Source organism: Peribacillus sp. Hz7, from assembly GCF_042136355.1.
Lineage (GTDB): Bacteria > Bacillota > Bacilli > Bacillales > DSM-1321 > Peribacillus > Peribacillus asahii_A.
In genome coordinates, this window is sequence record NZ_JBHHJV010000041.1 from 1 (window position 1) to 13,820 (window position 13,820).

The following is a 13,820-nucleotide window of genomic DNA, read 5'->3' on the forward strand; positions in this document are numbered from 1 at the left end:
ATTACAATCACTATAGATATCAATGGAATTTAAAAAAGATGACCCCTGTTCAATACAGAGATCATCTTCTTAAAACTGCCTAGGCTTTTTTTAAAATGTCCTTTACAAAGGGTACACTTCACTTCATTAAAATGGTGAAATTGGGCTTTTTCATCTAAATAACTAACAAGACAAACCTTCGTTTGAATATTTTTAAACATTTATAAATAATGTTTGTATATGAATTTGACAACAATCAAACTTCATATTAGTATGTTTGTCATTAGGTAAACATTTTTTATATTTGTTTGTTCTATTTCAAACTTTGATTGGATGTGTTTAAACAGTGGATATTTCAGATAATTTTTGGAATGCCTCATTAGAAGAACTTAAACGGGGATATATTCAAGAGTCAGATTCATATATTTGCCTTTTATGCGGTGAAAAAATCGAAAAGGGAATTATTTACCGTCATGACGAAACTTTTTATGAAGCTGAGAGATATATGCGTATTCATATCGAAAGTGCCCATCAATCCGTATTTGATTATTTAATCGGTCTTGATAAGAAATTAACAGGGCTTACCGATCATCAGAATCACCTGCTTCGTTTTTTTTACCAAGGTAAAAGCGATAAAGAGGTTCAAGCTGAGATGGGGATTGGCAGTACCTCTACGATTAGGCATCATCGTTTTGCATTAAAAGAAAAAGAACGTCAAGCAAAGACCTTTTTAGCTATTATGGAGCTTTTAAAAGAAAAAGATCAACATGCGCCAGCATTTGTCCCACCACATAAAACAGCAAAAATGGTCGATGATCGATATGCTGTCACAGAAGAAGAACAAAAAGAAATCACTAAAAAGTTTTTACCTGAAGGGATAAATGGACAATTAAAGAAATTCCCGCCAAAAGAAAAACAAAGACTGATTATCCTTCGAGAAATCACAGGGCGATTTGAAAAAGATAGAATGTATCCGGAAAAAGAAATTAATCAGATTTTAGAAGCCATATACGATGATTATGTCTTGATTAGAAGATATTTAATCGAATACGGCTTTTTAGAAAGAAAATCAGACGGAAGTCAATATTGGCTGAAAAAATAACGAATGAAAGGGAGGATCGAAAATGGATCGAAAAAAGGAATTGAAACAACTATATAAAGAAACACCCATTGAAGCTGGTGTTTATCAAATCAAAAATAACCAAAACGGTAAAATTTTCGTCGGAAGTACGAGAAATTTTAAAACATTAAACGGGCTAAAATTTAGTTTAGAAGCCGGCACAGTTATGAACAAAGAGCTACAAGAAGACTGGCATCATTATGGTGCAAAGGCATTCAGTATTGATATTTTAGAAACACTCAAAAAGAAAGACGACCCCTATTTTAATGAAAAAGAAGTCTTGTTAGAACTTGAGAATAAATGGCTGGAACAACTCGAGCCTTATGAAGAACGGGGATACAACAAGCAAAAGAAGGCGTAATTCCTTTAAAAATAGCAGAAAACTCATTTATAAAGTTATTAGTGCAAATGAGTTTTCTATTATTCCATTAAAAATGACAATTCCTTACTCTGGAAATACACCTTTTAATTAAAGAATAAAGTTAAAGCCATTCCCCATATAATTCGTTCGCAAATTCAGATGTAGCTAATTTAAACCCTTAGCGAGCCACGGAATCCCCTAGCAGCATAATAGGATTCTGCTCCATTGTGGTACACAAAGACATGCCCGTAACGACAATCACAAAAAAGGGCGCCACCAAGTTCTCTAATATCAGAAGGTGTTTGCACCCAACTCGACGTTTTCATATCGAAATTTCCAAGTTTCTGCAACACTCGATATTGTTCTTCCGTTAAAAGTTCAATGCCCATGGCAGTTGCCATATCAATAGCATTATTTTCCGGTTTATGTTTTTTCCTCGACTCTAGCGCTTCACGGTCGTAACAAATACTTCTGCGACCTTTAGGACTTTCTGCTGAACAATCATAAAAAATGTATTCGTCCTTCTCTTTATCATAACCAACAACATCCGGTTCTCCAGCAGTTCTTTCCATTTCACTGAGCGACCATAGTTTTTCAGTATTATCTTCTAGTTTTGCTTGGACTTTAGCCCATTCAAGATCCTTATGACGGTTCATATTTTTCTCAAAACGGGCTTTCAATACCCTAAATAATTCTTCACATTGTTCTAGTGACAACTCTAGTGTCATAGTAATTTCCCCCTTATTGCTTTACTCAAAATACTAAGTTGAACATGTAATAAGTAATGATTCAAACCCAAAAGCCGAAGTTATTCCAATCCTTGGTCTTTTAGAAGATTAAATTTACCTTCAATATCAATTCTTTATTTCATCAACCATTTTCCATTAAATATAGTTAAAAAACAAGAAATGATACGGCCATAAGAATCCTTCCTTTTGCAACTTCTGCTTTTATTAATTAACAAAAGCTCTGTGTAAAACCAATAATCTCCCCATCACATAAGACCTTTCAAGAATAAATAGTTAATCTGTATTCCTTAGTCACTTAAAAAAATAGTATAAACTAATCCCCTCAAAATAAACCTCTTATCCCTGCCGCGCTATCGCTTACCTTACCGCTGCTCGCTCCGAGACTTTACCCTCCAACAAAGAGCAAAAAGGAAGAACTATATCTAACTTTTATAGCCACCTCCCTACCAAACCAAGGAGAATATAGATATGTAAAGGCAGACTGGCCTATTTATTTTAACTAGTATTTCGTACTGAATGAGGGTGAATTAATTGCAGGATCGGAATATCCTCTGTAATCGTCACTCTACTAATCTCTAAGTCTTTTAACACTGGATTAGCTGCCTCTAAAATCTCTTGTAACGCTTGTTGTTTGTTTCTTTTTCGTGAGTTTAATAGATGTTGAATAAACAGCTGACGGCTCGTGACCATCGTATATGCTTTTCTGCCGCGTCCAACGGTTTTAGTTATTAGGTTACGCGAGCGCTTTAAGACTTCTTTCAATGAAGACAGCGCGATTCCTAGCATGTCTGAAAGCATGCTTAAGGAGCCCTGCAAATATGGATTTTCAGAACTTTGGTGCGTCGCAATATAGGAAATAATATCTTCTTCCCATTCATTGTAATGAGAACGCCTGCGCTCTTCACGCTCCTTTTTAAACTTGTACCAGCCTTGCTTTCCTTGGAATTTCACGTTTCCTTCCGTCCATAATTCTAGCAATCCGTCTACATATTCGCGTTTGACCCCTTGATATTTACCGGAATACGCACTTTTTAGCGTTTTTTCAAACTCACGCAGAGAAAGTGGTACATATAGATTGCTATTAAACTGATCCAACTCATCATAAGCCACTTCAAATGGACGACCACTTGCATAATTGGCCAATGCTAATGTAAATAATGCATTATTACGACTAGCGCTAGGATGACCTTTATCAATATGTTGAGACCGAATAATCGCTTGATACCAGTCAGAAGAGATATAATCCACACCTGGTGCATTTTCGCTGTACACAACGTGCAGTTTCTTTTGATGCTGTGCTTCATATTTCTTGGACCAAACTAACAATTGACTGGTATTAGCCAATTCCGCAGAGAAATCTAGCACATTATCCTCCCGTGGAATGCGATAAAAGCCAAATGGAACACAGTTTGTATCCACTGGTGCATATTTCGATAGCGCCTGACGAATGTTTTGAGACAAGCGTTCTGCTACTCGTAACGCTTTGTAATCCTCTTTGTTATGGATATAAAAAGGCGTATCTAGGATAAAAAATACTTGGAAGCCCCGCGGTGTTTGCAGCAAAAGGTTCGGGCGCGGCAATCCTACTTCTTCGCAGCCTAAATAGAGGCCATATACATCCGCCTCGTTCGAATCAATATCTAAACCAATGACATTGATTTGTTTCAAATTGTCCCTTGTATGTCCTTTTATCAGCCTTTTTTTGAAATCATAGTATGTACCGCCGCGATATGTATTCGGTGTCCAGTGTGTTAATTGCTGGTGCTTTTCCTGTAACGTTTCGTAAGAAGTGACAACATAACCTTTCCCTTCCGTCAGGTCAGTCTTCGATGGAGAAACAAAGACAACGCCTTTGCGATAAGGACTGTTCAAATCCGCAGCAAGACGACCAATCGGTGCACGTGAACCCTTCTTCTTATACAGCAACAAGCTATCATGCGTCATCAACTGCATTAATTCAACAATCGATATTGCTTGTTTCCTTTCTTCCATCTCTCTCACCTTCTCACCTTTAAAAACTAGCAAACTCTTTTTTTCGTCAAAATTTCCCCTAAAACGTTCTTTTTCACTAAAGAAAGTATACTAAATGAACCATCTGCAAAATGGGGCTCTCTAAGCGTTTTTGAACCACTTTTTCAAACCACTTTTTTTCTTAGAGCCGCAAGGGATTGCGCGTTTTTGAAAAAAAAAGTTTCTATGACGAGTTCCCGAAAAAATGAACCACTTTATCGAATATGAACCACTATTTAAACTGAACCGTAATGCCCTCTAAGCCTTGATATAACAGTATTTTTAAAACTACTAATCATTTTCTAAGTACACGTAGTTCCCGAAAAAAATGGACACTGGTTCATTTTTTAGTACACCTAGTTCCCGAAAATCCAATAAATATGAACCACCTCTGAATCACTTTGTTGATATGACTGGATTTCTAAGTACACCTAGTTCCCGAAAATACTCTAAGTACACCTAGTTCCCGAAAACCCAATTAAAATGAACCACTTTAGTACACCTAGTTCCCGAAAAATTGATTCACTTTTTACTCCATAATCATCACATGGTTCATTTTTAATACACCTAGTTTCCGAAACATATAAACCACTCTCTCTATTTTTGCGCCAATAGTGGTTCATTTTATAGTTTTAACTATGAAAATGGTTCATAACCCATTCGCTATTAGTTCATTTTTGTTATACTAGGGGTACTAATAGAACGATATGAGGTGAACCAGAATGTCCTATAAAGATTTACCAGAACGCATGATTATTAAAAATGAATGGCTGCCGTTGGTCATATTAGAAGAAGCACTCCCTTTATTTCAAACAGATTCACGCTATATCGAGCCTTTAGAAGGTTGGGTACAAGATGCTTCTTTGATCAACGTAAATGCTGCACATGTGCCTTCCCAAAGCTTTCAGGTGCTTTGTAATTTCTTTAAGGACTCTTTATACCCCAATCAACCATTAACAAAATTGATGATTCGTAATGCCATCCATAACTATACGGATTCTATCCTGGCTGAGGTTGAGCCATATTTACAAAATGAAATGTCTTTTAAAGAAAATGAACCACACCATGGCGAAACGGTAGAGCAAGTACTGGATAATGATTACATGTACGGTACCATGCACTCTGATTATCAGCTGATGCGTGATTTAGTCACGAAGAAAAAGCAATTTGTTGAAAATGGAGATGGCTTATACGGAGCTGAAATTCAGGATAGTAAGGGGATTGTACGAGGAAAAGCTGAATTACGGCCAATTGCTATGGAGATTTTCAATTCTGAAAAGCAGCAAATGTGGTTATCACTCGTGGAATCTACACTTAGCTCACTAGATGAATGGACGGCCGACTTATTTGACCTGATTTCTTATTTGTGGATCGTACAGCCTAAAGATGCTGATGGCTACATCAAATTCCACAGTGATGAAGCCTTGAAACTTCGATTTGCTGATGCAATGAAGGAAGATTTCTATATTCGTGAAAAAGAGCGCTTTAGCATTATGAAACGTGTTGCCGCCCTTTCAAGTATTTGGGTATCTATGCGTGGTGACAATATAACCGTGATCGACAGGGAAAAGATTTCAGACGAACAGCAATATGATTTCACAACATTTAATCGCATGTTTGACATCGGAAGCTTAGATATGGCTTACGATAAAAAGACGGGAAAGGCAAAAGGTATTTACTCTTTACAAATTCGCCCTGCACCTATTCTTTCATATTATTTAAACAGTGAGCAGCAATCTTTTGGGGCCCTTGATTTAAAAGTCTTTCAATATAGCCACTATACACAACGTGAACACAAACGTTTAACACGCTATTTAAATTATCAATGGAAAATACGGACGTTAAAACGCAATTTACATCAACCATTTAAGATTAAGACACTATTAGATGTTGTTGCTTTCCCTAAAAGCTATAATGGTGTACAAATACGTGATCGTCTTGAATCTGTACTAGATGATCTTCAGCGCGATTATGTCATCAAAAACTGGTATTACACAGAACCAATTGATGAAGAACGTATCGGGAAGCGCTTCTGGATACAAAAATATTGGGGGCCACTAACTGTGGTAATCGTACCACCGGATGAGATTATTGCAGAGAATCTAAAGAAAATTAATATCGAGACTTTAGCTTCGCCAGCTGTAAATGAGCTGGCTGCTACTGTAGTGACTCCCCCTATTATCGAACAGCTACCTGGAACTTCTGAACAAATAGCAATGGACCTAGAAGAAAATACGCTTATTGAAATTTCACCAGAGTATATAGCCGATTTAATTGAACAGGAAAAATTAAGTATTCGTAAAGCTGCTGCAGAAATGGGGCTTTCCCATAGTACCCTTCTTCGTTATTTGAATAGGCAAAACAAACGCTTCAACAAGAGGAATATTTCAAAGTTAGAGCACTGGGCTAAACAAAAACAACGCACAAAAAGATAAAAGATGAAAAAGTCGCAATAAGGTTCAGTACTAGTATTCGTTTAATCAGAGGCAAAGTAAAAATAATTTCTTTTGATAAAGCCCTCACTCTAAGAGGAAATGCACAAAAAAACCCTCTGAAGCTCAGAGCCCCAAGGGTTTGAAAAAACTTTAAAATTTTTTACTACACAGGTTGGACCTAAGAATGCACCATGTTGAGGGAAATGCACCACTTTTTCTATATGAATATGTAACAAGGATTTACCCATAAATGCTGATATATCAAGGGATTAACCCCATTTCATAGAAATAAATACTACACACTTTGGACGAAGTCACAAAAAAATGCACCATTTTCGTTCAATATGTGTACCATTGTGGTGCATTTCATTCGGAAGTGGTGCATTTTTGATATGCTAGAGATCCAAAGCCGTCTAGCATAAGAAAGGTGGGACAAATTGTTGAATTACGCCAATGTTTCTTATCATTTTAGGCGAAAAGACTCCCACTTCAAAGTTTCATTAGAAAATTAAGTGATGGGTAGTTCAATAAGACATTAATTCGATCTCTTTCAGGTCATTAATATATTCACACGCCGGGGTAATTTTTGTAATAACTTCATCTTTAAAAATATGTTTTAGCTCGCTTTTCTTTTGTTTAGCTAATGTTAATTGGTTTTTATCAGAGAAGAAAATCAATGATTGGTTTTTAAATGACTGACCTTCTCTAGATGTTGGGTCATGTAAGTCAAAAAACAATTCTAATAAGTCATTATAAGATACTTTCCAAGGATTAAACCATATTTCTACTATGTCTAGATTTGCCCCTCTTAGATGTCCTATTCGAGCATTTTCAATACCATGAAAACCTGTAATAAAAGCTTTTTGACTAAAAAATTCGCTTGCACCAAACACTGCTTTTTCCATTTAAATTCGCTCCTTTGAGCGATAAGCCTCTTTCCATCCAAAAAACCTCTCTTTAAATAAAGAGAGGTTCGTATTATTACATACATTCCTCTCATCTTTCAAAGGTTAACACCTTTGCAGGAATTAGCACCGTTCAAGACAATATTTTGACTTGATGGTTGCCGGGTTTCACAGGGCCTGTCCCTCTACCACTCTGGATAAGAAGTTATCGCTATTTATTTTTATTTAACTAGTTGATTGTTATTGATAGTATCATTCAGTTATCTAAAATTCAAGTACTATCATAAAAATTCTCATTGAAAGTAACGAAATATTTTTTTAGAATTCATTCTAATACATAAATACAGCTATACAGGAATATGTATTTAGATTACTTTTTATTTAAATGAAAAGATAGGCGGCTCTCATCTTCAAACTTTTGTTGATCCGGAGGGAAATCAAATGAGGAAATTAAAATATTGGGGAGTAGCGGTGGTAATTGGGTTGTTGATTGGTGTAGCATTTTGGTGGGCAACATCCGAAGTGAAAGACCGAAAGGACCCACTGAACCAATCTGACGCATTTGTATACAGTGATAACGGCATACTTTATTGGTTTGAACTAACTAGTGAAAAAGGGAAAGTGAAAGGTACACTTCATCAACAGAAAATCATAGAAGAAGTCGGTAAAGTACCGTTTATGGAAGAAAAAAAATCCCCCCTGACTGGAGAAACAACTGAAAAAGGATATGAATTTAAGGTGAATAATGGTGAGAAAATCATAACGTTTGACGCTTGGTTTTCTAAGGGAAATCTTGTAGTACAAAAGCAAGAAAACAAGGATAACAAATTATACAAGGCTGTTGACCAAGAAGAACTCGATAAATATGTAAAAGCGCTACAACAAGAGTTGCAAATGGCCATCTATCATTCGGAAGAAAAAGAAAAGAACCGTTTAAGAAAGTTTTTCTCCGATCTTGATAGTGTGTACGGATATCTTTACTCCGCGGAGAACGAATCGTTCCAGCTCTTCGTCAAAATCGATGAAGCCCTACTCCAAGGCGAATTGACAGGTTCTCTTCTTATGATGACTGACACGGGGAGTAAAACCAACCCGTACGAAGAAACCAGATATGCTTTGAACGGAATAACAGACGGACTTATGGTGCGGTTCTTCACCACCGTAGATGGAAAGGAAACCAAGTTGGAAGGTAATTTTCATGAGGGTGCCACTCGTTTCGACCTGTCATTTTGGACGACCGATCAAAAACTGTCGTTTCAGGCTGTAACGGAAGAAGAATTCAAACAGAATTACGAGGAATTTAAAAAGAAGGCACAATTATTCTAAAGGTAGAAGGGCCTCCTCCTTATTGAACTACCGGGTGCTGATTAAACAAGGCCATCAAAATGATGGTCTATTTTTAGGCTCAAAATATCAACAGTATGGTTTAACAACGCCTTTGAACAAAAGGCCTCTCTGAGGGGACTTGGGCAAAAAAAGGAACCTCTGAAGCCGAGAGCCCCAGAGGTTCGAAAAAATTTTTTGCCACACGGTTTGGACGCGAAAATGCACCATGCTAGTGGAAATGCACCATTTTCGTTCAATAAGAAAATTTTCTTGAAAAACTTTCTACAAAAACGCATTCCTGACAAAGAACTGACTATGTAAGATAAAAAAGAGCCAGGCACTTATAGTACACTATTCAGGTTTGGAATTCATATGAAACTAGATTTCGATATCTACCCCAATGCTGTCCACTCGTCCTACCTCTTTAATGAACATGGCAACAGCCTGGTGTTCCTCATTTGATACATATGCATCAAGAGCCGCTTTGTCTTCAAACCTTACCACCAACACTACCTGGTATTCTTTGCTTTTCTCTGCAAAATTTAAACCTGCCTGCAGGTCAACAATCCCTGTAAGATGATTTTTTAACGCTTTAAATCGAGCAACGACTTCCTTTAGCTGTTCTTTTGTTGTTGTTTCCGCAAATTTAACGAGTACCGTACGATGGATCATGTAAAAACCCCTTTTCTATATCATTTTTCTTCCGTGCTAATTCTATCTAATTATCAAAAAGGGTGCAATCTTTAGGGTTCTGGTGCAAAGACTGCATTTATGTGAAAGATATATAGATTCCTAATGGAATCTGTTCTTATGCAGCGATTCCAAATAGTTGATGAATGAACTTCACTCGACTTTGGACAGACTTGTCCTGTAAAGCAAGTTGTCCTTTTTTAATGATATGCATTACCTCTATTCCCTTAAGGATAGATTGGGCTGTACGAAAAGATTTCAACCCTAACATCGAACGAACTCTCTTTTTAATAAAACGATGATCTTGCTCCACAATATTATTAAGATATTTTACCTGCCTTATTTGGATACCTACGGGCATCTTTTTCTCTTTCTTCAACTCTTCAATCGCTATAGGATAGGCTGGGTTCTTGTCTACTGTGATAACACGGGGCTTTGAAACATGAAAAGACCGCAAAGCTTTCTTGAAAAAGCGCTTTGCAGCCTTATGATCTCTTGTTTTGCTTAAATAAAAATCAATTGTATTTCCTTCTGAATCAACGGCACGATATAGATACATCCATTGACCTTTGACTTTCACATATGTCTCATCGACTCGCCAAGAATCATTGGTTGGCTTGAGATGACGCCGTACTCGCTTATCTAACTCAGGACCATACTGATGAACCCAGCGCATGATGGTTGTATGAGCAATAGATAGTCCGCGTTCTTCCATCATTTCGACTAAATCACGAAAACTGAGGTTGTACCGCACCATCTCACGGTTAATAAAATAATATCAGGCTGATAATGTTTCCACTTGAATAGATTTTGCTTTTCCATACTGACCACATCCTTTTTTAGAGTACTAGTATCAGTATGTCCAAGTTTGGGAGATTACCTGCAGATATTTTAAAATTTTTGCACCAGAACCTAAAATGGAAAAAGCTAAACTGTGCAAAAAAATGCATGTACTTTTTTGCGCAAACTATGCAAATTTTTGCATTTAAATAATAAATAGTGTGTTTTAAGAGATTTAAAAAAAAAAAAAAAAAAAAACCATATTTTCCCAAAGGAATGATAGTGTTTAAACATCTATTAACCATAAGATGTAGAAGGATATTCATTGTTGGCATAATAATTGCTTTCTTAAAATAGTGAGAGGTGAATGCGAATCACGTTAACCTTTAATAAACCTTAGGAGGAAATAAAATGGAAATGAAAATGGGGACTACTGTAAAACCTTATGGAGGATCTAAAAGGGAAATGAAAATAGGAAATACTATAAAGCCTTTTGGAGAATATAAAATGGAAGTGTTTCAATATCTTGAAAAATATGATTATGAACAAGTAGTTTTTTGTCAAGATAAACAATCAGGCTTAAAGGCTATTATAGCCATCCATGATACGACATTAGGTCCTGCACTCGGTGGTACGAGAATGTGGATGTACCCTTCAGAAGATGCAGCGATAGAGGATGCTTTAAGGTTAGCGCGAGGTATGACTTATAAAAATGCCGCAGCGGGCTTAAATTTAGGCGGTGGCAAAACCGTCATTATCGGAGACCCTCTTAAAGATAAAAATGAAGAAATGTTTCGAGCATTTGGTCGTTATATTCAAAGCTTGAATGGTCGCTATATTACTGCGGAAGACGTAGGTACAACCGTCGAGGATATGGATCTAATTCATGAGGAAACCGATTATGTTACCGGAATTTCACCGACCTTTGGCTCCTCTGGTAACCCATCTCCGGTAACTGCATATGGCGTATATCGAGGAATGAAAGCAGCAGCGAAGGAGGCGTTTGGCACGGATTCCTTGTTAGGTAAAACGGTAGCTGTTCAGGGTGTTGGGAATGTAGCGTATCATTTATGTCGCCATCTAGCTGAGGAGGGTGCACTACTAATTGTTACAGATATTAATAAAAAAAACGTACAACGTGCTGTCGAGGAGTTTGGTGCAAAGGCAGTAGACCCTGCGGATATTTATAGTGTCGATTGTGATATATATGCCCCTTGTGCCCTCGGAGCGGTCATAAATGATGACACAATAGTAAAATTAAAGGCAAAAGTTATTGCTGGTGCGGCAAACAATCAATTAAAAGAACCACGTCATGGTGACTTAATACATGAAAAAGGTATCGTTTATGCTCCGGACTATGTGATTAATGCTGGAGGTGTCATTAATGTCGCTGACGAGCTGAAGGGTTACAATCGTGAGCGTGCACTGAAAAAAGTCGAGGGTATTTATGACAATATTATGAAAGTAATTGAAATTGCGAAGCGTGACAATCTGCCTACTTACCGAGCAGCTGATCGTATGGCAGAGGAACGCATTGCTAGAATGAGAAATTCTCGTAGTCAGTTTTTACAGAATGAAAAGGATATTTTAAATCAGCGTAGATAGATTGGTATGTAGGAGGCTGAGCAAGGCGCTTGCACTTTTCGTTAATCTGCAATGAAAGGAGTCTCTTTGGTATGATATAGGGTTAGGATTATTTTAGTCTCTAATTCAGTAAGTCCAAAGAGATTTTATTCTATGCTTTATAATGAATTAGTTGAATAATAAATATCCTATTCGTCAAATGGTATAGTAGAAAAAGAGAGGATTTTCAGTAAAATTTAGTTCTTTAATGGAGGTTTTTATTTGGATACTAAAGTACCATTTTCATTTATTTTAGTTATTGGTTTAATGTTATTTGCTCTATTTTTTGGGGCGGGAAATTTAATTTTTCCACCAATGCTTGGTCAATTAGCAGGAATAAATATCTGGTCAGCAAATGCAGGGTTTTTAGTAACAGGAGTTGGCTTACCGTTACTTGGTATTCTAGCATTAGGAGTTTCGGGGAAAGACGATTTACAGTCTTTGGCAAATCGTACTCATCCAATTTTTGGTGTAGTGTTTACCGTTATTTTATATCTTTCAATCGGACCTTTGTTTGCGATTCCAAGAACAGGAACAGTTTCGTTTGAAATGGCCATTAAACCTTTTTTAGGTGATGAGATCAGTTTTGTACCTTTACTAATCTTTACAATTATTTTCTTTGCACTTACGTGTTATATTTCGGTTAACCCTAGCAAGATGGTTGATATTATTGGAAAATGGCTAACGCCGATTATGCTCGTGTTTATTTTAATTTTAATGGCTTTCGTTGTATTTAAACCAATGGGAGCTTTCCAAGCACCTACTGAGGACTATGTGTCTCATGCATTCTTTACAGGGTTCGAACAAGGTTATTTAACAATGGATGCTCTTGCTGCTTTCGTGTTTGGGATTATTGTTATTAATGCAATTCGAGATAAAGGGATTACGAATAAGAAACAACTTCTTACTTTATGTATGAAATCAGCGTTTATCGCGGCAGGTATTTTAGCTTTAATCTATACAGGACTATCATATCTTGGTGCTACAAGTGTGGAGGAAATAGGTTATGCAGATACAGGTGCACAAGTATTAGTACAAGTTTCAAGCCATTACTTCGGTCCTTTCGGTGGAGTGTTACTAGGCTTTATTGTGTTACTAGCATGTTTAACAACAAGTGTTGGATTAGTTACGGCTTGTGCTTCTTATTTCCATAAGTTAATTCCAAGTGTTTCTTATAAAAAATTGGCAATTATTTTCTCTGTCATTAGTGCAGGTTTTGCGAACTTTGGATTAGCGCAATTGATTTCGTTATCTGTACCTGTGTTAACAGCGATTTATCCATTAGCGATTGTGTTGATTGTTTTAACATTTACACACTCTCTTTTCAAAGGTCGTTCTGAAGTATACCAAGGAAGTATGCTATTCACATTCGTTGTGAGTTTATTTGATGGATTAAACCAAGCTGGTATACGCTTTTCATCCATTAATAATTTCTTTCATGAAATTCTTCCTCTCTATGATGTAGGAATAGGGTGGATTATCCCAGCAATTGTTGGAGGATTTATAGGGTTTAGCAGTAGCATAATACGAGTGAAATTCGGTCTTAATCATCCAACTAGAATAGTTAAAAGAAAAAAAGTTTCATAAATATGTCAACCTTTTTTTTAATTTGTTGACATTTTAATCGAACGGCACCTGTTCGTTCTATAAGGGGTAGCGTCAGGAAAATGCAGATTTACAACGTTAAGGAAATTTCGATATTAAAAAGCCCAATTTCTCAGTGAAGTGTACCCTTTGTAAAGGACATTTTAAAAAAAGCCTAGGCAGTTTTAAGAAGATGATCTCTGTATTGAACAGGGGTCATCTTTTTTAAATTCCATTGATATCTATAGTGATTGTAAT

12 protein-coding genes, 1 pseudogene and 1 riboswitch are annotated in these 13,820 nt (G+C 36.6%); of the genes and pseudogenes, 7 read left to right on the forward strand and 6 right to left on the reverse strand.

Annotated elements, in window-relative coordinates:
- The 3 genes from ACE199_RS22875 to ACE199_RS22885 form a co-directional block, all read left to right on the forward strand.
- Positions 1-83: IS3 family transposase (locus ACE199_RS22875; protein WP_375351835.1), on the forward strand; the 83-nt coding region annotated here is incomplete at its 5' end.
- A 242-nt stretch (positions 84-325) separates the two neighbouring features.
- Positions 326-1,081, forward strand: a complete 756-nt coding sequence (locus tag ACE199_RS22880) for a DUF2087 domain-containing protein (RefSeq protein WP_375351824.1) — start codon at positions 326-328, stop codon at positions 1,079-1,081.
- Positions 1,082-1,103: 22 nt separating this feature from the next.
- Positions 1,104-1,460 carry a GIY-YIG nuclease family protein gene (locus tag ACE199_RS22885; protein ID WP_375351825.1) on the forward strand — a complete coding sequence of 119 codons (357 nt, stop codon included), beginning with the start codon at positions 1,104-1,106 and terminating at the stop codon, positions 1,458-1,460.
- Between the two features lie 170 nt (positions 1,461-1,630).
- On the opposite strand, the gene ACE199_RS22890 is transcribed toward ACE199_RS22885, so the two are convergent.
- Together ACE199_RS22890 and ACE199_RS22895 are read right to left on the reverse strand one after the other, a co-directional pair.
- Positions 1,631-2,188 (reverse strand): DUF4256 domain-containing protein, encoded by a 558-nt coding sequence (locus ACE199_RS22890; protein WP_375351826.1) that lies wholly within the window; start codon positions 2,186-2,188, stop codon positions 1,631-1,633.
- 516 nt (positions 2,189-2,704) lie between these two features.
- Entirely contained in the window at positions 2,705-4,201 is a 1,497-nt protein-coding gene (locus tag ACE199_RS22895; RefSeq protein WP_375351827.1) for a primase C-terminal domain-containing protein, read from the reverse strand.
- A gap of 740 nt (positions 4,202-4,941) precedes the next feature.
- Here ACE199_RS22895 and ACE199_RS22900 point away from each other — a divergent pair.
- Positions 4,942-6,654 carry a helix-turn-helix domain-containing protein gene (locus tag ACE199_RS22900; RefSeq protein ID WP_375351828.1) on the forward strand — a complete coding sequence of 571 codons (1,713 nt, stop codon included), beginning with the start codon at positions 4,942-4,944 and terminating at the stop codon, positions 6,652-6,654.
- A 524-nt stretch (positions 6,655-7,178) separates the two neighbouring features.
- Here the strand turns inward: ACE199_RS22900 and ACE199_RS22905 are convergent.
- The gene (locus tag ACE199_RS22905; RefSeq protein ID WP_375351829.1) at positions 7,179-7,559 is read right to left on the reverse strand and encodes a peptide-methionine (S)-S-oxide reductase; all 381 of its coding nucleotides are present in this window, start codon (positions 7,557-7,559) and stop codon (positions 7,179-7,181) included.
- A gap of 88 nt (positions 7,560-7,647) precedes the next feature.
- Positions 7,648-7,763: riboswitch (SAM riboswitch) on the reverse strand.
- Between the two features lie 237 nt (positions 7,764-8,000).
- On the opposite strand from ACE199_RS22905, the gene ACE199_RS22910 reads away from it, so the two are divergent.
- The gene (locus ACE199_RS22910) at positions 8,001-8,885 is read left to right on the forward strand and encodes a hypothetical protein (protein ID WP_375351830.1); all 885 of its coding nucleotides are present in this window, start codon (positions 8,001-8,003) and stop codon (positions 8,883-8,885) included.
- Positions 8,886-9,263: 378 nt separating this feature from the next.
- Here ACE199_RS22910 and ACE199_RS22915 read toward each other — a convergent pair whose 3' ends face one another.
- Complete coding sequence (locus ACE199_RS22915; RefSeq protein WP_375351831.1) at positions 9,264-9,557, reverse strand: Dabb family protein; 294 nt, start codon at positions 9,555-9,557, stop codon at positions 9,264-9,266.
- A 136-nt stretch (positions 9,558-9,693) separates the two neighbouring features.
- Positions 9,694-10,397 (reverse strand): annotated as a pseudogene (locus ACE199_RS22920) (IS6 family transposase).
- 465 nt (positions 10,398-10,862) lie between these two features.
- Here ACE199_RS22920 and bcd point away from each other — a divergent pair.
- On the forward strand, positions 10,863-11,960 hold the full coding sequence (gene bcd / locus ACE199_RS22925; protein WP_375351836.1) for a branched-chain amino acid dehydrogenase: 1,098 nt from the start codon (positions 10,863-10,865) through the stop codon (positions 11,958-11,960).
- Positions 11,961-12,200: 240 nt separating this feature from the next.
- A complete protein-coding gene (gene brnQ, locus ACE199_RS22930) occupies positions 12,201-13,565 on the forward strand; it encodes a branched-chain amino acid transport system II carrier protein (RefSeq protein WP_375351833.1) in 1,365 nt (454 codons plus the stop codon).
- A 172-nt stretch (positions 13,566-13,737) separates the two neighbouring features.
- On the opposite strand, the gene ACE199_RS22935 is transcribed toward brnQ, so the two are convergent.
- Positions 13,738-13,820 (reverse strand): IS3 family transposase (locus tag ACE199_RS22935; protein WP_375351835.1); only part of this gene is annotated, 83 nt, incomplete at its 5' end.